Below are 23,246 nucleotides of genomic sequence, written 5' to 3'. Positions count from 1 at the left end.
CTTGACTTTACAAAAGGGATCTTAATGCCAAAAGATAGTTTGGAAAAAAATATTCTATTGGTTGATGACCACGCTCTATTTCGCGCAGGTCTACGTCTAATACTTGCCAGTAAGATAAAAGCCGCTATACATGAGATTGAAAAGATTAGTGACGCTAAGACGCTTGAAATCGACATTGATGTCATATTGTTGGATGTTCATCTGCCAGGTCTAAACGGTATCGATGGAATGAGTGTATTGCAGCAGCAATGGTCAGATGCACGTATTATGCTACTGTCCGCTGCTAGCAATCATGAGAATATCAATCAAGCACTCGATCAAGGGGCGAGCTGCTTTTTGAATAAAAATACAGATCCCGCTCTTATATGCAAAACAGTTCAGTCTTTGCTTGATAATCGACCGATTACCAACGCTCAGTATGCTTTAAACACAAACTCTGAGATAGTGACCCAAGCCAAACCTATACTGAGCACTAGAATGCTAGAAGTCCTAGCACTTATGGCGGAAGGTCATAGCAATAAATATATTGCAGAAAAACTAGTACTAAGCGAGAACACCATTCGCAATCATGCTGCCGCATTGATGGAACATTTTGGCGTTAACAATCGCACCAAAATGATTCTTGCCGCTCAGCAAGCCGGGTATTTGAGTCAGTAGGATAGTATGAGCTGTTTTATTAGTCACCTTCACATTATATTTATAAAGTATGACAATAGACTATGTTTAAAGATGACATTCAGGCGTTACCTGATACTATTCCTGATGGCTACGATTCTAAGCTGATACTTGCAGAGCAGATTAGACTGGTAATGAGACATTTACCATTAGCATTGTTAGGGACTGTTTTTACAGCGTTGTGCTTTTTTGCGACGATGTTTATTACGTATGATCTTAATACCAATCAAAAAATATTGAATATAGTTTGGTTAATTTATCAGGTAATTATATTGGGTATGCTGTTGTTTACTATACAACTTATACTTAAAAAGACTGACAGTCTTAGTATCTTATTTTTGAAAAGAGTATTTAGGTCTTTTGCTATTTTGTTTTCGTTCGCTATGGCTTTTGGAGTTTTTGCTTTTGTAAGCATGCTTTATCGTGTGCCTTTAATGGAGCTAAATGCCGCCAAAGCAATGATCCTGATTTGGATCGTTTTTCATATTGTTATCATTAGTGTCTGCTGGCTGAACTGGCAAAAGGTAAAAATATTAGCCTATGATGCTCAAATCAGCTTAGATAAGCCATTGTCAGATAACCGCATTCAGCAGGTATCTTCGACCTCGTCCGTCCCTATCAGCCATATAAACCACTTGTCTCACTATGCTGCTTATAACGTGCTATTTATGTGTACACTTGCAGTTGCCTGTTTATGGGCACTGGCTATAGGCAAAGCATTTATGACTAATGTGCAAAATGCAACGCAAGTTATTGTACTTCTGGGATTGCATTTTGGACTGCTCAGCGGCGGTATTTCAAGTTTAGCAATGTTCTGGCGGGTCTATATTGCATACGCTGTGCCTAGTGTTTTTATGTGGACATTTTTGCTATTTTATTTAGATGAAACAGGCTTTGCTATCTTAGCTATCGCTGTTATTGGTCTGCTCTTATTTAATATTTTCTTTGCCAAACATACCTCGCTCAATACCTTAAAAGCTATTTTAATCTACCTAGAAAACCAAAGCTTAGTCACTCAGCTTCAGACAAAAACTCAGCAATTAGAAAAAGCAAATCTAGCTAAAACGCAATTTTTGGCGGCAGCCAGTCATGACTTGCGCCAACCTGTTCATGCGCTAAGCTTATTTATCGAAGCACTTACTGATACTGATCTTGATAGTCATCAAGTGCAAATAGTGGACTACGCCAAATCTGCTAGTCAATCGAGTCGGGAGATGCTCAATACTATATTGGACTACGCGCATGTAGAATCAGGACAAATGAGCCCGCATTTTGTACCCACTGATATTGATAGTATCATTCGGCATCTGGTTGATGAGTTTGGCCTGCAAGCTAAAAGCAAAGGACTATCGCTACGATACAAGTCTACTGGTATTTGGGTAATGACAGATCCGACTATGATTGGACTTATCTTAAGAAACTTTATCAGTAATGCGATACGCTACACAGCTAAGGGCGGCGTAGTGATTGGCGTACGCAAAATGCCTATAGAGAATCAATCTATTTTGTTGGAATACTGCCGCATTAGCGTGTGGGATACAGGAAGCGGCATGACGATAGATGAAACCGAACAGATATTTGAATCGTTCTATCAAATCGAGCGCAATAAAACAACGGATCAAGGTTTGGGTCTGGGCTTGGCTATCGTCAAAGGAATGGCGCAGCTCTTGAAGGCTGATCTGAACGTTAAGTCAACCGTCAAAATAGGCTCGCAGTTTTCAGTAGTACTCCCGACTTGCTCACCAAATAATAGTGACGCTTTGAATTTTAGCAAAACGATAAACTATCTAAAGAACAAAGTTATCTTAGTCATTGATGATGATGATGCGGTGCTAAAGTCAATGCAATTACTCCTCGGATCTTGGGGCTGTCAGCCTGTTGCCGTACAGACGCTTGAGGAGGCAGTAACTGCTTTTAATAAGTGTCATCCTGACATGGTCATCACCGATTTTCGCTTAGCTAATGGCATAACTGGTGAGGATATTATCTTTGCGATTAGACAAAGTAGTAACTCTGCTCATTTGACGCCGTTTGTCATTTTGACTGCCGATACGACGCCGCAGCTATTTACAGCTACTAAAGCGATAAACCCTTTAGTCCTACATAAACCAATAGATCCAAAGAATCTGCGCCAGCAGCTCCAACAAGTATTAGCTGCGCTCTAAACCAAAAAACCGCCTACTATCGTTAAATAGTAAGCGGCTTTATTTTAATTGTTTCTAAGTTTTACATTTTTGCTTTTATCGTTGTTACAATACCTGATAAAGCATAGATGATACCGATCGCTAAGATACCGACAGGAATATCGTAAATCGCGATACTAAGTATCAAGACCCCAATAATAAGTACTACAAAGGGTACTTTCTTCTTATCAAATTCTTTAAAGCTGTAGTATTTAACGTTGCTGACCATTAAAAGACCACAGATGACCACCCAAGCTGCGAACAAGAACATCACAGCTGTGTCGTACTGTCCGACCCACTCGTTATGATCGACTGCAACCATAACGGCTGCTGTGACCAATATAGCGGCCAGTGGGCTGGCTAGTCCCACAAAGTATTTTTTATCGACCGTGCCAACTTGCACGTTAAAGCGCGCAAGCCGAAATGCGCCGCAAGCGGTAAAGACAAACGCGCAGCCCAAACCGATACGTCCTAATGGCTCTAAGGCAAAACTAAAGATCAAAATCGCAGGAGCTACGCCAAAGGCGAGCATATCCGCCAGTGAGTCGTATTGCTCACCAAACGGGCTTTGGGCATTAAGCATACGTGCTACGCGTCCATCAGCGCCATCTAATATCGCTGATAAAAAGATCGCTAATGACGCTTTGTAGAACTCGCCTTGCGTACTTGCCAAAATCGAATAAAACCCTGATAGCAGTGATAGCGTGGTAATCAGATTGGGCGCAAGATAGACACCGCGGCTAACGACAGGCTTGCCCTCTGCCACCTCGGTTTCTATCACTTCAAAAGTGAGACCGTCGTAGTCGTCATTGTCCGCTAAGCGAATATTGAACTCATGCTCATCGGCATAGGGCGGCTGAGTCGCTGCGCTATCACTGATGCTATCTAAGTGGGTGTTCAATGGTGTCTCAGTGCGCTTGGCATCTGTATTTATCTTGCTATCCATACTCATCAGTTTATCCTTATTCGCCAACCAGCCAGCGCACGTTGGTAGCGCTATCAGGCGTCATGTTAGGGGCATCAGCCACTTTGAGTGCCGGCTGCAAGAATCGCAATATCTCGCGCGCTTGGTTGTCAAACTGCCAAGGCGGATTGATAATAAGCATACCCGTACCGTTGAGACCAACCGCGACATCGTTAGGATAGATGTTGAGCTCACAGATCAGCTGACGTCTGATATCAGTGCGTTTTAGCTTTTTGTAAAATAGCTCAACCGCTTCGATGTTTTTGATCGGGAACCATAGCGCATAGGTACCTTGAGGCCATTTATTATAAGAGGCGACAAGCAAGTCAATCAGACGGGTAAAGTCCTTGTGCTCTTGCTCATAAGGAGGATCTAAGAATATTAGACCACGGCGCTCAGCAGGTGGAATGACCGCGCGGATACCTTCAAACGCATCACGGTGATGAATACCAATGGGCAACTTATGCAGTTGATAATTAAGCGCGTCATACTCGCTCGCTTTGGCTTCAAAGGCTTCGCCGCGTACGCCGCCGTCAGGGTTCTTTTCGACATGGTGCGCAATCCACCATGGTGAGCCGGGATAGACTTTGCTATCGTAGGTAAAGCGTGCTTGCTTGATACCTTCTATATAGTCTTTAATAGCGGCTGGGGCTTTTTCCATATCGATATCGGCATTTCTAAGCAGCGCTTGTATACCGCCTTTGGCCTCGCCTGTCTTGCGCGCCTCTTCGCTTGCGAGCGAATACAGTCCGCGCCCGCCATAAGCATCTAGCACATAAAACGGCTTGTTCTTTTGGCTGAGCTGATTGAGGAGTTGTACGAGCAATATGTGTTTGACCACATCAGCAAAGTTACCGGCGTGGTAGGCATGTTTATAGTTCATAGTCTCAAAAGTTTAAATAAGAAAAATTGCATCTATGGTAGCATAGACAGCATAAAAGATAACGAGGTTTCGGTAACTCGCCATTGAATAAGAAAGGTGAAAAAGTCGTTTGACTATGCTTATTATAAGGATAAAAGATGACAACGATTCATAGTAATACTGAGATGATGAATTCTGATTTGGATAAATTGACTGTTAATAAGCCAATAGAATCTGATAATACCTTGCTACTTGTCCAAGATATTGCCACTCTGCAAGCCGCTGACTTTGTTGTCAATTGGGAACAAAGGCTTACCGATATGCAGCTAAATAAGCTTAGTTTTGAAGGTTTTATCATTATCGATAATGTCTTTAGTGACAAAGCTCTACTCGCTTTGCAGGCAGAGAGCGGTTTCGTTGATTATCGAGAGGCTCATCTTACAGCTGGCGTGCGTTTAAGTCATATACGCGGGGATAAAATCCGCTGGATTAATAACCACTTTTTAGCAGGATCCTATTATTTACAAAGCATTGATAAGCTCGCTGATGTTTTAAACCGTGCGCTATTTACAGGGATTCGCCACAGCGAGGCGCATTATGCCTGCTACCCTGTTGGCTTTGGCTATCAGTGGCATAGCGACAATCCTGCGGGGCGTGATGAGCGGGTGCTATCAGCGGTGTTTTATCTTAATGACAATTGGGAGGCAGGTGACGGCGGCGCAGTAGAGCTCGTTGATAATCACGGTATCTCTCATACCATTATGCCCGTTGCCAATCGCTTGATTATCTTTGCTAGCGACTTACAACATCAAGTACAAATTGCACATCGTCAGCGCTATTCTATCGCCACTTGGATGCGCCGCGATAGTTTGGTACCTTTCGCTTAACTTATCGCTTAACTTAGAAGTTTTTACACTTACTTATTATCAAAAAGGCTCGTTCATGTCCAACAATAAAGATACTTTAGCGCAAACCCACCAACAAGCCACCTTAGATTTGAGCATTGAGATGCTTGAGCGTCCCTCTGTCACGCCAGATGATGACGGCTGCCAAGATATCCTAGAAGAGCGATTGGAACGGGCAGGTTTTGACTGTGAGTTTATGTATTATGGTGACAGAGATCAAACGGGCGAGCAGGCGCAAGTCAAAAACCTCTGGGCGCGGCGCGGCAGCACTGACCCTGTAATTTGCTTCGCCGGTCACACTGATGTCGTGCCCACTGGCGATGTCAATAATTGGACATACCCTCCTTTTTCTCCTACTATTGCTGATGGCTATCTGTGGGCCCGCGGTGCTGCGGACATGAAAACAGGCATTGCCGCTTTTACCGTAGCCGCTGAGCGTTTTTCGGCTAATCATCCTGAGCACAAAGGCTCTATTGCTTTTTTGATTACCTCAGATGAAGAAGGCCCGTCTATCAATGGTACGGTCAAAGTGATTGAGACCCTGGAAGCGCGGCAAGAAAAAATTACCTACTGCCTCGTTGGTGAGCCTTCAAGTACCGATACGTTAGGTGATATTATCAAAAACGGTCGCCGTGGCTCCTTAGGTGCCCAGCTAACGGTCACAGGCAAACAAGGTCACGTCGCCTACCCGCATTTGGCCAGTAATCCGATACATGCAGCAATGGCTGCTTTGGCGGAATTAACCGCGGCTGAGTGGGATAAGGGTAACGATTACTTCCCTGCGACTTCCTTGCAAATCTCCAATATTAACAGCGGTACAGGCGCAACCAACGTCATTCCTGAAACGCTTAATGCGGTCTTTAACTTTCGCTTTTCCACAGAGACTACGGAAGAAGAACTCAAAGAAAAAACTCACGCTATTTTTGATAAACACTTCAACAATAGTAAAGCCAATTATGATATTCATTGGAAATTATCGGGTCAGCCTTTTTTGACTCCAGAAGGCAAATTGGTATCCGCTTGCCAAAACGCGATCAAATCGGTAACAGGTACAGAGACGACATTATCTACTTCAGGCGGGACATCCGACGGACGCTTTATCGCGCCGACTGGTGCACAAGTGGTTGAGCTGGGGGTGCGCAACGCAACGATTCATCAAGTCGATGAAAAGGTTGAGGTTGATGATTTGGGACGACTGGCGCAGATATATGAGGGGATTTTGGAAAATTTATTATTGGATGAATAGCTTTATTCAATTGGTGGGTTACGCTTGAGCTAACCCACCCTACGCCACTAAAGCCTTTTACTACTCAACCACCTTAACCCAAGCACTCTCATGCCGAGTAAAGCCAATCTTTGGATAATATTCAGTCGCTTGCGGCGCAGATAATAAAATAACTTTGCAGCTTGGTGGTAATTGCTGCTCAATATGTTCAATCATTGTCTTGCCAATACCTAGATTTTGATAGGCTTCATCGACAGCGATATCTGATAAATAACAACAGTAGCTAAAATCGGTGACGCAGCGTGCTACACCTATAAGCTTTTTGCTGCTATTAGTATCATTCACACCTTCTTCGTGAACCTCATCAGTCCAAGCTGTCACTAACAGATTGGCATTATCCAGCATTCCTTTTATAACATAAGGATTATCTATAGGACGGCGCTCGCCTAGACTACAACGCTTTAATACCTCTATAAATTGAAAAGGCGTAATTGGCGTATTGATTTGATAACTTACCTGCGGCGTTGGCATAGATGTTCTCTCTACTTCTCGTTGCTCGTTTCTCGTTGATCGTTGTATTAATGGCTCACTCAATCCCAATATACAGATCCAACTGCCCATACTCTAGATTGCCACCGATATAATGCTCAAAATCGACATTGTAAGTACGAGTATGCTCGCAATCAGGATTATGAAAATACTCCCACGCCTTCTCCCAAGCGTTCATCACTGTATTCGGCATTCTCCCTTCTTCGGTGAATACTAGATACTTGCCTTCAGGGATAGTCACCGTAATGACATCGCTACCATGAGCGGCACTTAAAATATTCTCAGGGCTAAGAACGTTGCTGTCTTTACTATTATTTTCATTGCTATCCTCTCCCTCTACAGGCTCGCTCTCTACCTTCCAACTAGCGACCACATCGAACGCGCCAACTAAATCCTCGCTCTCATAATTGTGATAAACCCCGTAGATATCTTCGTTATCACTAAGGTGACTGACATGGTTTTGGTAAAACTTTTGCCATAATCGACCTAACTTTGCGCTGTCATGGCTAATCTCAGCGTTATTGGTAGTACGGACACTGATACCTTTACAAACTATCGCTGTTGATAGCTCTTTGACCTGTGATGTCATAATGTTGCCTTGGTTTTATACTTATAGCGTTATATTTATAGAGTAAAACTGAGAGAGTTAAAATAGAAAAATTAATCGGCTTCATCGATCCAATTCATCTGAATCGCTTCTAGGATGCCCTCGTTTGACTTTTGTGGATCATCATCAAAGCCCTCTAATTCTGTCACCCAGCGGTGCAAATCAGTAAAACGAATGTACTGCGGATCCGTCTCGGGGAACTTCTCGTATAGCTCTATGGCGATATCTAAGCTGTCTGTCCATTTTAATTTTTGCGGGGTCATGGTGATTCCTTTATTTACGATAAAAACGATAGACTCATCCTAACAAACTTCGGCAGATGATTATAGATGCATTTATTAGAGCATGATTGAATCATACACTTGGTACTTGCATGGATTTGACAGCGACTTGATGGCTATTCCAAGTCGTGATCACATCAGTCATCTGCTCGCCTGTCATATCCAATAGCCCTGGCGTCTGCTGACCTTGTTTATTTACAAATACGAATTTGGTCATCCCTACCGCCATTAACTGATCTTTTACAAAGAAGTGATGCTCAAAATAAACATACTTTTTATCCCAGCCTGCCACCGCGCTTCTTAGAGTCATTTTGTCCAAGAATTTGATTTGCTTGAGATAAATAATCTCCTGCATAGCGACAATCCACTCAGGAGTTTTGATGCCTTTTTGATGGCAGCAGCTCCTTAGCCACTTGGTAACATTAAGCTCAATAAACGATAAAAAGCGATAATTTGGCAGATGATCCCGAAACCCTAAATCGTGCGGTAATACTCGGTAGTGCCGTATAACTGGTGCTCTTAGCACCTCTTGACTGAGAGTCTCGCTAACCGATTGTTTTTTGAGTGCTTGTTTGAGCAGACTGGTCATAATAAAAAAACGGAGCAACATGTTCATAAATCATTCTCTTTTATATTAGGGCGTGTCTAAATGCCGCCTACTTTAACGCAAAAAAAGCCACCTGAGTGACTTTCTTTGATGTGTGCTATTTTTTATAAATTAATGACCGCCGCCATTGATACTACGCACCATCTCTTCAACCATTTTTTTGGCATCACCAAAGATCATCATGGTTTTGTCCATATAGAAGAGACTGTTATCAAGGCCTGCATAACCAGTACTCATAGAGCGCTTAATGACCATAACCGTCTGTGCTTTGGTCACTTCCAAGATCGGCATACCAAAGATAGGTGACGTGGGATCGTCTTTTGCAGACGGGTTCACGACATCGTTGGCCCCGATAACGAGCACCACATCAGTACTGGCAAAGTCTGAGTTGATCTCATCCATCTCCATAATGTCGTCATAAGGCACGTCAGCTTCTGCCAAAAGGACATTCATGTGACCAGGCATACGACCTGCGACCGGATGAATGGCAAAGCGTACATTGACGCCTTCTTCTTTTAGTAACTCATAGAGCTCTTTGACTGCGTTTTGTGCACGGCCCTGTGCCATACCATAACCTGGTACGATAATCACGTCGCTAGCATTAGACATAAGGAAACCTGCGTCCTCAGCTGAGCCTGACTTATAGTTCTTAGGTGCGCCGTCGTCATCGCCACTAGCAACCGCTGTCGTACCCATACCACCAAACAAGACGTTGAGTAGTGAGCGGTTCATAGCCTTACACATGATGTAAGACAAAATGGCACCAGATGAGCCGACGAGCGAGCCTGCGATAATCAACATAGAGTTGCCAAGGGTAAAACCAATACCTGCTGCCGCCCAACCTGAGAATGAGTTAAGTAGTGAAACCACCACTGGCATATCACCGCCGCCAATAGGTGCAATCCACATCCAACCAAAGACAATAGCAAGTACCGTCATCGCATAAAAAGCAGGTAGTGAATCGGTCATGAAGTAGACCGCGCCAAACCCTATCATAGCGAGAAACAAGAGCGCTTGAACGGGTTTTACCCAGCCGCCTGTAACCGTCTTCGCCCAGCTCTTAGCTGCCAGTTTACCAAAGGCAAAGAACGACGCTGAAAAGGTAATCGCCCCGATAAAGCAGCCGATAAACAGCTCCAAGCGAGTAATCGTACTGTAGGCTTCTTCGGTATGCAGTACCGTCGCTAGTGCAATAGCAACTGCGGCAAGACCTACGAACGAGTGCATTAACGCAACCGTCTCTGGCATTTGCGTCATAGCAACGGTTCTAGCTTTCCATAGACCGACTACTGCGCCTAATACCATAGCGCCAACGATCATCCAAAGGATTGGACCTTCGGCTAAAAAGAAAGTGGTAACCACAGCAATTGCCATCGCCGCCATACCCATACGATTACCACGAATCGCCGTCTTTGGGCTAGATAGGCCGCGCAAGGTTAAAACAAATAAGATAGCACCGATAAGATAAAACCAATCCGCATTAGCCGCGATCATAGCTGAGATATTATTCATACGTTGTCTCCGCTCTCAGTAGTATCTGTTACGACCACTTTTTTAGGTTTGGGTTTAAACATGGCAAGCATACGCTCAGTCACGGCAAAACCACCAAAGATATTGACGCTGGCTAAAAATACCGCAAAAGCGCCTAATATACTGGTCGCGGTAAATACCGAACCGTCAATGACTACAGTCTGTAGCATGGCACCGACGATAACGATACTCGATAGCGCATTGGTCACTGCCATAAGCGGCGTATGTAGCGCAGGGGTGACGCCCCAAACCACGTAGTAGCCGACGAAAATAGCGAGTACAAATACGGTAAAAATCGCTACAAATGGGGTGCTAGCCATTGCCGCACCTGCTGGCGCTGCGGCTAAAATAGTGGCAATCATCTTATCCTCCTAAAATTTATTCGTAACTGACAACATTAAAATACATGAGTTTTAGCGACGAGCGAGACGAACTTGGCCGTCGTGAGTAACGGCTAAAGCGCCCTGAATCTCATCTTCCATATCTAAATGTAGTGTCAGTGCTTGAGATGAGGCATCATCTGTAGCTGGTTCTTGAATTAACGTGGTTATAAAGTTGACTAAGTTATTGGCGTATAAGTCTGATGACTGGGCTGCTAGCTGTGATGGAATATTAGCCGCTCCCACGATACGTACACCATTATCAGTAGTAATGGTTTGGTCAGGAACGCTGCCCTCAACATTACCACCTGTACCCGCTGCCATATCAATAAGCACTGAGCCTGCTTTCATTTTGTCAAGCGTAGCCTTATGCACTAAACGCGGTGCATTACGGCCAGGAATTTGCGCAGTAGTAATGACGATATCAGCGCCGCTTAGCGCTTTGTCAACGACTGCTGCTTGGTCGGTCATGTATTGCTCTGATGGCGTCCACGCATAACCCCCTGTTGACTTGGCTTTTTGCGCTTCTTCATCGCTCATCGGTACATCCAGCCACTTACCGCCTAATGACTCAACTTGCTCGCGAGCACTTGGACGCAAGTCACTGGCTTCGACGACCGCGCCTAAACGCTTGGCCGTAGCAATCGCTTGCAAACCTGCCACGCCAACGCCCAAGATAACGACTTTGGCAGGCTTGACCGTGCCTGCTGATGTCATAAACATCGGGAATGGACGCGAGTATTCGTTCGCTGCCATCAATACCGCCTTGTAGCCCGCTAAGTTGGCTTGCGAGGACAACACATCCATATTCTGCGCGCGCGATAACGTTCGCGGCAACAGCTCCATGGCATAAACCGTTGCGCCTTTTGCCGCATAAGTGTCGAGCTGAGTATTGCGATAAGGGTCGAGCATACCGACGACGATTTGACCAGTCGTCAGGCTGTCCACCATCTGGGCTGGCAAGTCATTGACTGTGGTAATAATACGCGCATCACTAATGACGTCGCTACCATTTGCTGCGATTGTGGCACCAGCGGTTTGGTAGCTCTCGTCAGAATAATAAGACGCGATACCAGCACCGGACTGAATAATCACCTCAAACCCAAGCTTACGCAGTTTTTTGACTGCATCTGGGGTTATTGCTACGCGGCTCTCATGCGAGGCATCTGCACTAATCACACCGATTTTCATACCGTCTCCTTACATCCCAATACATAACCAACCTATGCGCTTTGACTTAATTAACCAAACGCATGGTGCAAAAAATCTTTGATCAACACTCATAAAAAAATTAAGCGCTCATCAAAGACTATCATTCTGACAACTATCAATTAAATAAATGATAATGTGGCTGTCATCAGCTCGCTTTATTATAAAGACATCATTGTCTACTTATCATTGTTTAATGATGACTCATAAGTAAATAAAAAGTTAGCTAAAAGACCCTCTATCATAACTTTTATTATTGCGTCACTCTCAAAGCCAATATACACGGCTTTTGACGACAATATATAACAGTTTTGAACATGAACAAAGCACTCATGCTAAAATGTGCTATAGCATATCTAAGACTTATCTGAGTTCTCACAACCTTGCTTTCTAATAATTATTACTTAAAGGGAATCACTATGTATTTTGTTCTCTCTCCTGCCAAATCTTTAAATGAGACTGATGCCGTTCCTGTGAACATTGGCAACTACTACAGCCAGCCTGAGCTCATTGCGCACTCGCAGACCTTAATGAAATCGCTTAAGACTAAGGAGCCAATGGACTTGCAGGAGCTTATGAGCATCTCTGATGATCTAGCGCAGCTAAATGCTAAGCGCAATCAAGAGTGGCAATGGGATACGGACAAGCCCTTTAATAATGACAATGCCAAACCCGCCGGCTACCTATTCGACGGTGACGTCTATACCGGACTTGATATGTACGGCATGGATAAAGATACGGCTATCTATGTTAATAAGCATTTAGGAATTTTGTCAGGATTATATGGCATTATCAAACCCTTAGACTTGATCCAACCGTATAGACTTGAGATGGGCACCAAACTCAAAAATAAGCGCGGTGATAACCTTTATGAGTTTTGGGGCGAGCAGATTACCGATACCATCAATAAGCAAATGGCAGATAGTGATGACAAAGTCTTGATTAATCTAGCCTCTAACGAATATTTTAAAGCAGTGAAGAAAAAAGCTTTGGACGCACAGATTATTACGCCACGTTTTGAAGATGAGAAAAATGGTCAATATAAAGTAATCAGCTTTTATGCCAAAAAGGCCCGTGGTCTAATGGTGAAATACGCGGCGGATCATAAACTGACCAAAGCTGAGCAGCTTAAAGATTTTGATTTGGCAGGTTATTATTATGTCGATGAATTGTCTGATGACAACACTTGGACGTTTAGGCGCGATGAGGCGGATCAGTAACTAATATTTATAAGTTTTGTTCAGAACTAGCTGGATTGTAAGTTTTTTCTTTCAACTTATCGATTTAGTAGCAAAACTCGTCTAATCATTGCTACTTGCTGGAGTAGAAATTCAGCCTTCAGCTTAGGATAACTAGCAACAATAATTATATTCTATAGAGCCTTTACTAATTAGTTGCCCGCAAATAAATAAAGTTTTATATGTTTGGAGTCAAATGAAATGAGGTCCAAGTACGCCTTAGGATGCATCATTCCTGATGACCAAGCACTTAAATCGTCATGCGATAGCTCTAAATTTAAAGTTTTAGATGATTTAGTATATTTATATTGCTTGCGAATAGAGCCTGCAGTTCTGAAATATATCTCAATTGTATTGATTGTCATGTCATGGACAGTTATCTCAGGTATATTTAGCGTTAATATACAACTTATTTCTGAAAAACGTAACTCTTCGTCAGAATAACCTTGCCGAGCAATATAAAAATTATAGCTTTTAATATTCAGGTAACTAGTAGCGGATGCATCGCTATCAAACTTTCGAATTGCAGTAGATTCGTTCATAAAAGCTCACCTATTAATGAGTGATAGTATTAAAAAACAGTTAAGAAATTAGTAGCCGTATAATTAATATACCTCACATAAAAGCCAAAAGTAAAACTTTAGTTCACTATTTATTTAAATTCAAGTTTTATATTACCAAGTTTTAGCTTCTACGCATAAAAAACCCCAATAAGCCAAAGCCTATCGGGGTTTTGTTTTGACAAAGACTATAAGATGAAAACTATAGTCTTAAGCATTACAGGTTAAGGGCATAAATTACATCATGCTACCCATTCCACCCATACCGCCCATTCCACCAGCGCCGCCGCCCATAGCAGCCATGCCGTCATCACCTTGTGGTAAGTCAGTAATCATGACTTCGGTCGTGAGCATGAGACCAGCAACCGATGCTGCATTCTCTAGTGCTGAGCGCGCAACTTTTGCAGGATCAAGGATACCCATCTCTAGCATATCACCGTACTCGCCAGACGCCGCATTGTAACCGTAGTTGCCGCTACCTTGCTTGACCGCATTAACAACAACTGAGGCTTCTTCGCCTGAGTTAGTAACGATTTGACGTAGCGGTGCTTCCATCGCACGGCGCAGAATCTTGATACCTGCGTCTTGATCGTCATTGTCGCCTTTGAGCTCAGATAGTGCGTTCAAAGCGCGAACAAGTGCTACGCCGCCGCCTGGGACAACGCCTTCTTCGACCGCAGCACGAGTGGCATGCAAAGCATCATCAACGCGATCTTTTTTCTCTTTCATTTCAGTTTCAGTCGCCGCGCCAACTTTGATAACGGCAACGCCGCCGGCAAGTTTTGCCATACGCTCTTGTAGCTTTTCTTTATCGTAGTCAGAGGTAGATTCTTCCACTTGACGTTTGATAGACTCGACGCGATTTTCGATGTCAGCTTTTTGACCCGCGCCATCAACGATAACGGTGTTTTCTTTACCAACAGTGACCTTTTTGGCGGTACCCAACTGCTCAAGAGTTGCCGTCTCTAGGCTTAGACCAATCTCTTCAGAGATCACTGTAGCGCCGGTCAAGGTTGCGATATCTTCTAGCATGGCTTTACGACGATCACCAAAACCTGGTGCTTTTACGGCACACGTTTTTAGGCCGCCACGCATGTTATTCACAACTAAGGTTGCCAGTGCTTCGTTTTCAACGTCTTCTGCGATGATAAGTAGTGGCTTGCTTTGCTGCATCACTTGCTCAAGTAGTGGCACGATCTCACGGATGTTGCCGATTTTTTTGTCAACGAGCAAGATATATGGGTTTTCAAACTCAGCCGTTAGGCTGTCTTGCTTATTAGCAAAGTACGGGCTGATATAGCCGCGATCAAACTGCATACCTTCGACGACTTCTAGCGTATCTTCAAAGCTTGAGCCTTCCTCAACCGTGATGACGCCTTGCTTACCGACTTTTTCCATCGCTTGAGCGATAAGCTCACCGATTTTGGTGTCTGAGTTGGCTGAGATTGAACCAACTTGCGCGATAGCTTTTGAATCGTCAGCTGGGGTAGATAGCTCATGAATTTGCTCAACGGCGGCGCGTACGGCTTTGTCGATGCCGCGTTTAAGATCCATAGGGTTCATGCCAGCGGCCACTGATTTCATGCCTTCTTGCAAGATAGACTGAGCCAATACTGTGGCCGTAGTCGTACCGTCACCTGCGACATCATTAGTGCGGCTAGCGACTTCACGAACCAGTTGCGCGCCCATGTTTTCAAACTTATTCTCAAGCTCGATCTCTTTAGCCACTGAAACACCATCTTTGGTGATGGTCGGTGCGCCAAAAGATTTGTCGATGACCACATTACGGCCTTTAGGGCCTAGCGTAACTCGTACTGCATTTGCAAGGACGTTTACGCCATCCATCATTTGTTTACGGGCATCTATGCCAAACTTTACGTCTTTTGCCATGTTCATTTACTCCAATAATTAATAATTTTTTATGTGAATATTAAAGATTAAGCTTCAATGATGCCTAATACATCAGACTCTTTCATAATAAGTAGCTCTTCACCGTCAACTTTAACCGTTTGACCAGCGTACTGACCGAACAAGACTTTGTCGCCTGTTTTGACGTCTAGCGCGCGGGTGTCACCATTGTCACGGATCTGACCATTACCTGTTGCGAGCACCTCACCTTGTGACGGCTTTTCTTGCGCTGAACCGGGCAGTAAGATACCACCAGCCGTTTTTGTTTCTTCTTCTATACGGCGGACAACGATACGGTCATGTAAAGGGCGAATATTCATCACTATGTCTCCAAAATTTGGTTACGTTAAATGGGTTTGATTCAAGGGTCTCAGCAGCCTTATCGGTCAAACACATACCCTTACCTATATAAAAGTAGTGTTATAAAAGATAAGCTGTGAGCTTGATTCAAAAAATGGGGGCATGACAAGGTGGGTTCAAGTGTAAACTCAAAAATATTTACAAGGCGTTTGTTGCTGCAAATGATCCTCAAACATAAGCGTGCAAGCTTACTCACATGACGTTACTGAGTACTGATGACAAGCGTTTTACGGTAACATCGACTACACCTGCTCAACCTATTACTCAGCAGCCACCCTTGAAAATGTAACAAGATATGACCATTATAGTATTTATGATTAACAGTCCTAGTGGACAAGAGCTTTTGTCACTCACAAGAGTACGTAAACAATAGCTATAAAATAACTAAAATATCTGACAAACTTATTAAGGATACATTCATGACATCATTTACCATCCCTAACAAGCGCAGTAAGAATAAACTGGCAACCCTGTTTACAACAGGTGTCAGTATCGCTGCTATTGGAGCTATCAGTATGACCGCCCCTACCCTTGCTAACGCAAAAAGCATACAGCCCTCAAGCGCAAACTACAGCTTTACCGTAGAAGATAAATATAAAGGAGTGGCTACTCGTACTTTGAGCAAATCAGGCAATGCATGGAACTACAATGTCAAAGCTCGAGTCGCAGGCGTGGCGAGCGCCGCGCAAAGCAGCACCTTTGTAATCAATGGCAACAATGTTAGCCCAAGCAAAGCCAGCACCACGTACAAATTGCTCGGCATTGGGCGTACGCATAATCTTAGCTTTGATTCAGCGGGCAAAAAGGTGACAAGCAGCTATAGAGGCAAGACCACAACGTCTAATATGGCTCAGCAAGCCTTTGATGACTTGAGCTTAGAGGTACAAATTCGTCAAGACTTATTGAACGGCAAATTCTCTGGTAATTATTACATGGCCAAAAAAGACAAAGTCGAGAAAACACCTTTTAAAAAGTCAGGTAATACCAAAATTACGGTACCAGCAGGTACCTTTGACACTGTACGTGTTGACCGTGTCCATGACGACAATGACCGCTCAACCAGCTTTTGGTTGGCACCCAGTTTAGACTACTTACCAGTGAAAGTAAGTCAAATCAACGATGGCAAAAAGATGGATCTGGAATTAACCAAAGTAAACTAAACCCCTTTGCCCCTGATCTTCGTAATAGTTAGTAATAAACAGTCCAGACAAAAGCGGCGCTCTATAGTTAGAGCGCCGCTTTTTTGTGTTGAGACTTTAATAGCTAACAACTAACGCGCGCGGGGCTGTTTGACGACATTGTTCATAGAAGGCAGACGCTTTAACAATAAAAACAGCCAAGTATTAATCAAAAACAATAACACAAAATCGATTAAGTAAACCATAATCTCAGCCCAACTGCTTCCGTAGATACGTGTAAATAATACGACGCCGCTTGCCCCCAAATACACCAAGGTGAGCATACTACCAATTAATAGCATATAGGGCGAGCGTCCCTTCAATATAAAGGGCGTGATGATAAATGCAGGAATCAGCCAAAGCCCATACCAAGCGATACCGCCAATAATATCAGGACTGGCTGGATTAAAAACACTAATTAGAACCGGCAAGACCAGCAGACGATAAGCGAGCCAAAGCAGCCAAGTCACAAGCAGACGCTGACGCATAGGCGCGATAGGCTTGCCCGTCGCTGCAGGCGCGGGTGCTGATGTTACGCTTGATGAGTCAGGAGAGTTTGACATAGGGCTTTTGGCTTTCCTATTGGGTCACATAAAGGAGGATCATACAAAATGAGCGACATAACACTATAAGCGCATGTTTAGCGACATAAGCGCATATTTAGCGACCAAAGTCCGCTTGCGCAAGTGCTTTGGCGCTTATCGCAAGCCTGCGACCCAAAGCCACTGCCAATTCGCGCTCATCATCAGTGACAGGCTGATCATGCGCGCTGCCGCTAACATGACTGGCACCATAAGGCGTGCCGCCGCGACTAGTGCGCCCAAGCGCAGGCTCAGCATAAGGCAGACCGACTATCATCATACCATGGTGCATAAGCGGCAACATCATCGTAAGCAGTGTCGTCTCTTGTCCGCCATGCATCGAGCCTGTAGCAGTGAATACAGAGGCGGGCTTGTTCTGTAGATTGCCTGCTAGCCAAAGCGTCACAGTACTGTCCCAAAAATATTTCATGGGCGCAGCCATGTTGCCAAAGTGAGTAGGACTACCAAGTGCCAGACCGGTGCAGCCCTTTAAGTCGTCCATCGTGCAATATAGATCGCCCTCATCTGGAATCGCAGGTTTGCTCACTGTTGTCTCAGCAGCTACTGTTGGGACTGTACGGATACGCGCTGTCATACCCGCGTCTTCGATGCCCTGAGCAATCGAGTAAGCCAGCGTTTTGGTTGTGCCGTGAGTAGAATAATACAGCACCAAAACATAGGGAGCAGTTTGACTCATGAGCTAAATGTCCTATAAAAATCATACCAATAATTGTTGTTTACATTATGCCCGACTCTTGAGCGCACATGCAAACAAACTACTTTTATAAAGCAAAGCCTGTCTGTTGTCCCTTAAACGCTACCGCTCAGCATTTTGACACAAATTAGGGGCACATATGGTAAGCGTATTTTTGTTACACTTATCTATCTTTATTGTTTGCTGATGGGTCTCTATGGAAAATTTGGTAAAAAAACTGCCCTTTTTGCAGCAGCGCTGGTTTCAGTTCTTAAAGTTTTTGACGCGACATTTTTTTGAAGATGACTGCCAGCAAAAAGCGGCCTCTTTAACCTATACCACAATGCTATCTATCGTGCCGATACTGACCGTCCTTTTGATGATCTTATCCTCAGTGCCGGCACTTGCTTCTGTCCGCGCGCAGATCTATGAGGTGATCTATAGCAACCTTTTGCCGCAATCAAGCTTGCAGGTGAGTGAATATATCAATGACTTCGCTGAAAAATCGACCAATTTGACTGCTATTGGTATCGTCATCTTATTTTTGACGACTATCATGACTCTAACCACTATCGAGCGCGCTTTTAATCAGATATGGCGCGTGACTGATCGCGCAGGCGGCATCAAAAGTATGCTGCGCTACTGGACAATCGTAACCATGGGCCCTATCGTATTGGGCACCGCTTTTATTGCTTCGAGCACCGTACAGAGCCTGAGCTTTTTGAATCGTCAAATTGCAGGTTACGGTATCGATTGGTCATTTTGGGTACAGATGGTATCGATTGGTATCACTGTCGCAGGCTTTGTGGGTATGTACTGGTTTATTCCAAAGGCACGCGTCCCGTTCAAAAACGCTGCTATTGCTGGTATTATCGTGGCTATCGTTTTCGAGCTCCTCAAGCACATCTTTGGCACGGTGATGACCAACTTTACCAGTTATGAGGCCATTTATGGCGCTTTTGCTGCCCTGCCGATATTTTTGTTATGGATTTATCTGTCTTGGAACCTAATTTTGTTAGGAGTTGAGATTAGCTATACCTTAACGATTTTTGAGACCAAAGAGGTCTATCCTCGCCATCCACTGCTGAGTCTATTGGACATGCTCAATGTGGTATATAGCCATTATCTAAAAGGCGAGGCGGTCAGTGAGCAGGAGCTGCGCGATGTCCTAGGCCGCAAGGAGCTGCCCAAATGGTATACCTATATTAACTATCTTAAAGATAGCAATCTGATTACCACAACTGAGCACGATGAATACGTCCTCAAAAGAGATTTGAGCAAAATGAGCCTCTGGGACTTTTATCGTACCCTACCTTACCCATTGCCGATCAAAGATGAGTTAGATGAGATGAATCCTAACGATCAGCAGCCTTGGTTAAGCTTGCTTATCAACCGCTTTGAGACGACAGAACGCTGCGCCAAAGAGGAGCTGGATTTACCTTTAAATGCTATATTTGCCCATAGCGAACCGCGCCGCAAATCAATGACTCCTCCAAGTAGGCCTAGCGAAAATCGTCGCAACTCAAAAAGTGAGCATGCAGGTTTTGAACCCGCCGCTTTTGACAAAGACAGTAGCGTAGTTTTGGACAACGAGCACAATGAAGTTGTGATTCCAAAAGATAGTGCTATAGACCAAAACTCAGCAAAAAAGAGTAGGATAAGCAATACTGCCAGCTTTATCAAAAGCAGTCGCACAAGAGGCGATAAAATAAGAGTAGAGGATAAAAGTATTATCACTGAAGCGGACAATCCGCAGCGCTAAATAAGTTAAGTTTATTACTAACACAAAGCTATTTTATATATTTTGGAGCCTACGCTAGTGCGCGATGAGAAAAAAACGTTACTTGAAACAACCAAAGAATCCAGTATTAATGGCTTTCATAAATTTGCTCAGTTGTGGTCGCTACAAACGCTTGCTGATTTGCCTGATCGCATCAGAAACTTATGGCAGCAGTTAATTGGCTCATACTGGTTTATTCCAACGACTTGTGTACTAGCTGGCATACTATTAGCGCCCTTGTTTCTTACTATTGATGAGTATTTTGATCGTGAGGCAGTCAAAGAGATAGCCTTTGCTTTTACTGGTGATGCGGATGCCGCGCGTTCTATCATGACCGCTATCGCAGGCGCCGTGTTAGGCGTCGCTGGTACCACGTTCTCGATTACTATTGCTGTATTATCGATGGCGTCGTCGCAATTTGGGCCGCGACTTTTGCGTAATTTTTTGACAGATACGCCCAATCAGTTTGTACTTGGTGCCTTTATCGGCACTTTTAGTTACAGCCTATTAGTGCTCAAATCTATTCATAAATTTGATGTCGGTCTTGGTGTGCCGCAATTGTCAGTCACCTTTGCTATCGTCATGGCTATCATTTGTGCGCTGCTATTAGTATATTTTGTACAACATATGGTGCATGCCATTCAAGCCTCTCACGTCATTCAAGATGCTAGTAACGATGCGCTCGAAAACATCAATTACTGGTATAGCGATCATTGTGATATACAGCATCATCAAGATATCTTACAAGAAGATATAAAGCGGTTTCATACTTGGCCTGCCACCCCTATTTACGCGCCCGTTTCAGGATATTTGCAGCAAATTTACTTTGACTCTTTGATTACCTTGACTCAAGATTACGGCGGCGTTGTACAACTGCATGCCAATCTTGGCGACTTTGTCACTGACAAAAACGTCATCGGCTACTTTTATCAGTGTCCACCAGGGCACCCTAGTGATCAGCAAAAGACTAAAACCTCTAATTTAGCGATTTTGCCGCGCCATCCTGATGGGATGTTTTGGCAACGCTTCGCCGCTTGTGTTCGCATTGAGCCGCGCGCGGTACATTCAAACGATATTGCTTATAGTTTGGGACAAGTGACTGAGATTGCTGTGCGTGCCCTCTCGCCTGGTATCAATGATCCCAAGACGGCAGTGAACTGTGTTCAGTCGTTGACAATATGTTTGAGCGTGATGATGCGTCGCCAGCCGCCAAGCCCGTATCATTTTTATGTGCCGCCTCACGACAACGATGAGTCAAAAATTACGGTTAATGAGCCGCGGGTAGCTACGCTGGCTGTCATCACCCAAACCCCTAGAATCGCTGACTTTATCGATACCTCTTTGGGTGAGATACGCCGTTATGCGGTCGCTGACTTAATGGTATTAAAAGCTTTGTGTCAGGCGATGACGGATCTTAACTATGCTCGGGTCAATAGTGCCCAGCAGCAGACGCTCTTGCATGAGATTACCTTGATTGAGCGCGCAGGTATTGAGAACTTGACCTACAGCGAGCTGGTAAACGATTTAGCCGCTATGTGCCAGCAGGCCAAGCAATTCGTCCATAATGAGGACGCACAGCATCAGCACTTTAGATACCTTAGCAAATTTGCAACGCATATCAATAAAGCTTTAGAGGTTCAATCTAGCTAAGCTGCTAACATTTTGGTTTGCAGTTATTATTTTTTATTACTTTGAGATTCTTTATGGCATCCACATCTACTCTGACCCTTCTAGAAGTCAGCGCCATTTTTTTGTCGATTACCGCTGTACTCTCTTATATCAATCATAGATTTATCGGTCTGCCGACAACTATTGGCGTTATGGTGATCTCAATTTTGCTCTCTATGATAGCGATATTTTTGGGATTTTTAGGTTTTGATCAGCTTATTGATTATGAAGTAAGTTTACTTGAGCAGCTTGATTTTACCGAAGTTCTGCTTGATGGCATGCTGTCTATGTTGCTGTTTGCAGCAGCGTTGCATGTCAATATTGGCGACTTAAAACGTTATAAGCTACCTATTGGCATTTTGGCAGGCGCAGGTACAGTGATATCTGCGGTACTGATCGCCATCGCCCTATATTACATGCTGCCCCTGTTCGGCTTTGGCTTACCACTTATTTGGTGCCTGTTATTTGGCGCGCTGATATCGCCTACTGATCCTATTGCGGTAATGGGCATCTTGTCCTCAGCTGGCGCGCCAAAGAGCCTAGAGACCGTTATCGCTGGCGAGTCGTTGTTTAACGACGGCTTAGGCGTGGTTATCTTTGTCCTGCTTCTAGGTATTTTAACGAGCGGTGATATTCCTACTGCTAACTATGTCGCCCATACCTTAGCCATTGAGGCAGGCGGCGGTATCGTCTTTGGATTGGTGCTTGGTGCTATTTTGTACTATATGATAAAGAGCATCGATAGCTATCAAGATGAGGTGTTACTAACTTTGGCAGGCGTGATCGGCGGGTATGCGCTCGCCAGTCATTGGCATCTGTCAGGACCGTTAGCTATGGTGATGATGGGGTTGATGGTCGGCAATCGTGGTCGCGCCTTAGCTATGAGTGACAAGACTCGCCATTATGTTGATCTATTTTGGGAGCTTATTGATGAGATTTTGAACGCGATTTTGTTTGTCTTAATCGGTTTAGAAGTGGTTATGATCGCTTACTCAGGTAATTTATTTATCGCTGCTATCTCAACTATCATCATTGCCCTGCTTGCTCGGTTCATCGTTGTCGGTATGACTACCAAAACCTTTAACCGTCAGCTTGATTTGCCCTCAGGCGCTTGGAAGGTACTGACATGGGGCGGGCTGCGCGGCGGTATTTCAGTCGCTTTAGTACTGCAACTGCCAACAGGGCCTGAGCGTGATATTTTGCTGGCGCTAACTTACGCGGTAGTGATATTTTCCATTTTGGTACAAGGTTTGAGCGTTGGTCGAGTCGCCAGATCGATAAGTCCAAAGCAACCGAGTTAAA

The 23,246-nt window shown here is 44.2% G+C and carries 23 protein-coding genes; 9 read left to right on the top strand and 14 right to left on the bottom strand.

Annotated features, from left to right (window positions below):
• Positions 1-24: 24 nt before the first annotated feature.
• Positions 25-657, top strand: coding sequence for a response regulator transcription factor (locus ACR64J_RS03205; RefSeq protein ID WP_435950397.1), 633 nt, complete (start codon positions 25-27; stop codon positions 655-657).
• A gap of 740 nt (positions 658-1,397) precedes the next feature.
• On the top strand, positions 1,398-2,840 hold the full coding sequence (locus ACR64J_RS03200) for an ATP-binding protein (protein WP_435950396.1): 1,443 nt from the start codon (positions 1,398-1,400) through the stop codon (positions 2,838-2,840).
• Between the two features lie 61 nt (positions 2,841-2,901).
• Here ACR64J_RS03200 and pssA read toward each other — a convergent pair whose 3' ends face one another.
• Together pssA and ACR64J_RS03190 are read right to left on the bottom strand one after the other, a co-directional pair.
• Positions 2,902-3,810, bottom strand: coding sequence for a CDP-diacylglycerol--serine O-phosphatidyltransferase (pssA, locus tag ACR64J_RS03195; RefSeq protein ID WP_435950395.1), 909 nt, complete (start codon positions 3,808-3,810; stop codon positions 2,902-2,904).
• A 10-nt stretch (positions 3,811-3,820) separates the two neighbouring features.
• Entirely contained in the window at positions 3,821-4,705 is an 885-nt protein-coding gene (locus ACR64J_RS03190; RefSeq protein WP_435950394.1) for a 23S rRNA (adenine(2030)-N(6))-methyltransferase RlmJ, read from the bottom strand.
• 137 nt (positions 4,706-4,842) lie between these two features.
• On the opposite strand from ACR64J_RS03190, the gene ACR64J_RS03185 reads away from it, so the two are divergent.
• Positions 4,843-5,571, top strand: a complete 729-nt coding sequence (locus tag ACR64J_RS03185; protein WP_435950393.1) for a 2OG-Fe(II) oxygenase — start codon at positions 4,843-4,845, stop codon at positions 5,569-5,571.
• A gap of 55 nt (positions 5,572-5,626) precedes the next feature.
• The gene (gene dapE / locus ACR64J_RS03180; protein WP_435950392.1) at positions 5,627-6,835 is read left to right on the top strand and encodes a succinyl-diaminopimelate desuccinylase; all 1,209 of its coding nucleotides are present in this window, start codon (positions 5,627-5,629) and stop codon (positions 6,833-6,835) included.
• A gap of 60 nt (positions 6,836-6,895) precedes the next feature.
• On the opposite strand, the gene ACR64J_RS03175 is transcribed toward dapE, so the two are convergent.
• The 7 genes from ACR64J_RS03175 to ACR64J_RS03145 form a co-directional block, all read right to left on the bottom strand.
• On the bottom strand, positions 6,896-7,345 hold the full coding sequence (locus ACR64J_RS03175) for a GNAT family N-acetyltransferase (protein ID WP_435950391.1): 450 nt from the start codon (positions 7,343-7,345) through the stop codon (positions 6,896-6,898).
• 55 nt (positions 7,346-7,400) lie between these two features.
• On the bottom strand, positions 7,401-7,952 hold the full coding sequence (locus ACR64J_RS03170) for a GyrI-like domain-containing protein (protein ID WP_435950390.1): 552 nt from the start codon (positions 7,950-7,952) through the stop codon (positions 7,401-7,403).
• Positions 7,953-8,023: 71 nt separating this feature from the next.
• Positions 8,024-8,233 carry a Fe-S cluster assembly protein IscX gene (gene iscX / locus ACR64J_RS03165; protein ID WP_021812734.1) on the bottom strand — a complete coding sequence of 70 codons (210 nt, stop codon included), beginning with the start codon at positions 8,231-8,233 and terminating at the stop codon, positions 8,024-8,026.
• Between the two features lie 91 nt (positions 8,234-8,324).
• Positions 8,325-8,867, bottom strand: a complete 543-nt coding sequence (locus ACR64J_RS03160) for an acyl-CoA thioesterase (protein ID WP_435950389.1) — start codon at positions 8,865-8,867, stop codon at positions 8,325-8,327.
• A gap of 102 nt (positions 8,868-8,969) precedes the next feature.
• Positions 8,970-10,352: an NAD(P)(+) transhydrogenase (Re/Si-specific) subunit beta gene (locus ACR64J_RS03155; protein WP_435951015.1), complete on the bottom strand. Its 1,383-nt coding sequence runs from the start codon at positions 10,350-10,352 to the stop codon at positions 8,970-8,972.
• 14 nt (positions 10,353-10,366) lie between these two features.
• A complete protein-coding gene (locus tag ACR64J_RS03150) occupies positions 10,367-10,708 on the bottom strand; it encodes a proton-translocating transhydrogenase family protein (RefSeq protein WP_317200666.1) in 342 nt (113 codons plus the stop codon).
• Positions 10,709-10,801: 93 nt separating this feature from the next.
• Positions 10,802-11,959 (bottom strand): Re/Si-specific NAD(P)(+) transhydrogenase subunit alpha, encoded by a 1,158-nt coding sequence (locus tag ACR64J_RS03145; RefSeq protein ID WP_435950388.1) that lies wholly within the window; start codon positions 11,957-11,959, stop codon positions 10,802-10,804.
• A gap of 437 nt (positions 11,960-12,396) precedes the next feature.
• Here ACR64J_RS03145 and yaaA point away from each other — a divergent pair, with 437 nt between their 5' ends.
• A complete protein-coding gene (gene yaaA / locus ACR64J_RS03140; protein ID WP_435950387.1) occupies positions 12,397-13,197 on the top strand; it encodes a peroxide stress protein YaaA in 801 nt (266 codons plus the stop codon).
• 170 nt (positions 13,198-13,367) lie between these two features.
• On the opposite strand, the gene ACR64J_RS03135 is transcribed toward yaaA, so the two are convergent.
• The 3 genes from ACR64J_RS03135 to ACR64J_RS03125 form a co-directional block, all read right to left on the bottom strand.
• Positions 13,368-13,757, bottom strand: coding sequence for a hypothetical protein (locus ACR64J_RS03135; protein ID WP_435950386.1), 390 nt, complete (start codon positions 13,755-13,757; stop codon positions 13,368-13,370).
• 255 nt (positions 13,758-14,012) lie between these two features.
• Positions 14,013-15,665, bottom strand: a complete 1,653-nt coding sequence (gene groL / locus ACR64J_RS03130; protein ID WP_435950385.1) for a chaperonin GroEL — start codon at positions 15,663-15,665, stop codon at positions 14,013-14,015.
• A gap of 47 nt (positions 15,666-15,712) precedes the next feature.
• The gene (locus ACR64J_RS03125) at positions 15,713-16,006 is read right to left on the bottom strand and encodes a co-chaperone GroES (protein ID WP_435950384.1); all 294 of its coding nucleotides are present in this window, start codon (positions 16,004-16,006) and stop codon (positions 15,713-15,715) included.
• Between the two features lie 456 nt (positions 16,007-16,462).
• Between ACR64J_RS03125 and ACR64J_RS03120 the strand changes: the two genes are divergently transcribed.
• Positions 16,463-17,203 carry a DUF3108 domain-containing protein gene (locus ACR64J_RS03120; protein ID WP_317200646.1) on the top strand — a complete coding sequence of 247 codons (741 nt, stop codon included), beginning with the start codon at positions 16,463-16,465 and terminating at the stop codon, positions 17,201-17,203.
• A 110-nt stretch (positions 17,204-17,313) separates the two neighbouring features.
• On the opposite strand, the gene ACR64J_RS03115 is transcribed toward ACR64J_RS03120, so the two are convergent.
• Together ACR64J_RS03115 and wrbA are read right to left on the bottom strand one after the other, a co-directional pair.
• A complete protein-coding gene (locus tag ACR64J_RS03115; RefSeq protein WP_435950383.1) occupies positions 17,314-17,784 on the bottom strand; it encodes a hypothetical protein in 471 nt (156 codons plus the stop codon).
• A 97-nt stretch (positions 17,785-17,881) separates the two neighbouring features.
• Entirely contained in the window at positions 17,882-18,499 is a 618-nt protein-coding gene (wrbA, locus tag ACR64J_RS03110; protein ID WP_435950382.1) for an NAD(P)H:quinone oxidoreductase, read from the bottom strand.
• Positions 18,500-18,713: 214 nt separating this feature from the next.
• Between wrbA and ACR64J_RS03105 the strand changes: the two genes are divergently transcribed.
• Genes ACR64J_RS03105 through ACR64J_RS03095 form a run of 3 tightly spaced genes read left to right on the top strand, consistent with a single transcriptional unit; the run spans position 18,714 to position 23,245 of the window.
• On the top strand, positions 18,714-20,258 hold the full coding sequence (locus ACR64J_RS03105; RefSeq protein ID WP_435950381.1) for a YihY family inner membrane protein: 1,545 nt from the start codon (positions 18,714-18,716) through the stop codon (positions 20,256-20,258).
• Positions 20,259-20,315: 57 nt separating this feature from the next.
• Positions 20,316-21,926, top strand: a complete 1,611-nt coding sequence (locus tag ACR64J_RS03100; protein WP_435950380.1) for a DUF2254 domain-containing protein — start codon at positions 20,316-20,318, stop codon at positions 21,924-21,926.
• 53 nt (positions 21,927-21,979) lie between these two features.
• The gene (locus tag ACR64J_RS03095) at positions 21,980-23,245 is read left to right on the top strand and encodes a cation:proton antiporter (RefSeq protein ID WP_435950379.1); all 1,266 of its coding nucleotides are present in this window, start codon (positions 21,980-21,982) and stop codon (positions 23,243-23,245) included.
• Position 23,246: the final 1 nt, after the last annotated feature.

Source organism: Psychrobacter sp. DM8, assembly GCF_051307025.1.
Lineage (GTDB): Bacteria > Pseudomonadota > Gammaproteobacteria > Pseudomonadales > Moraxellaceae > Psychrobacter.
This window is presented reverse-complemented; position numbering and strand designations above follow the sequence as displayed.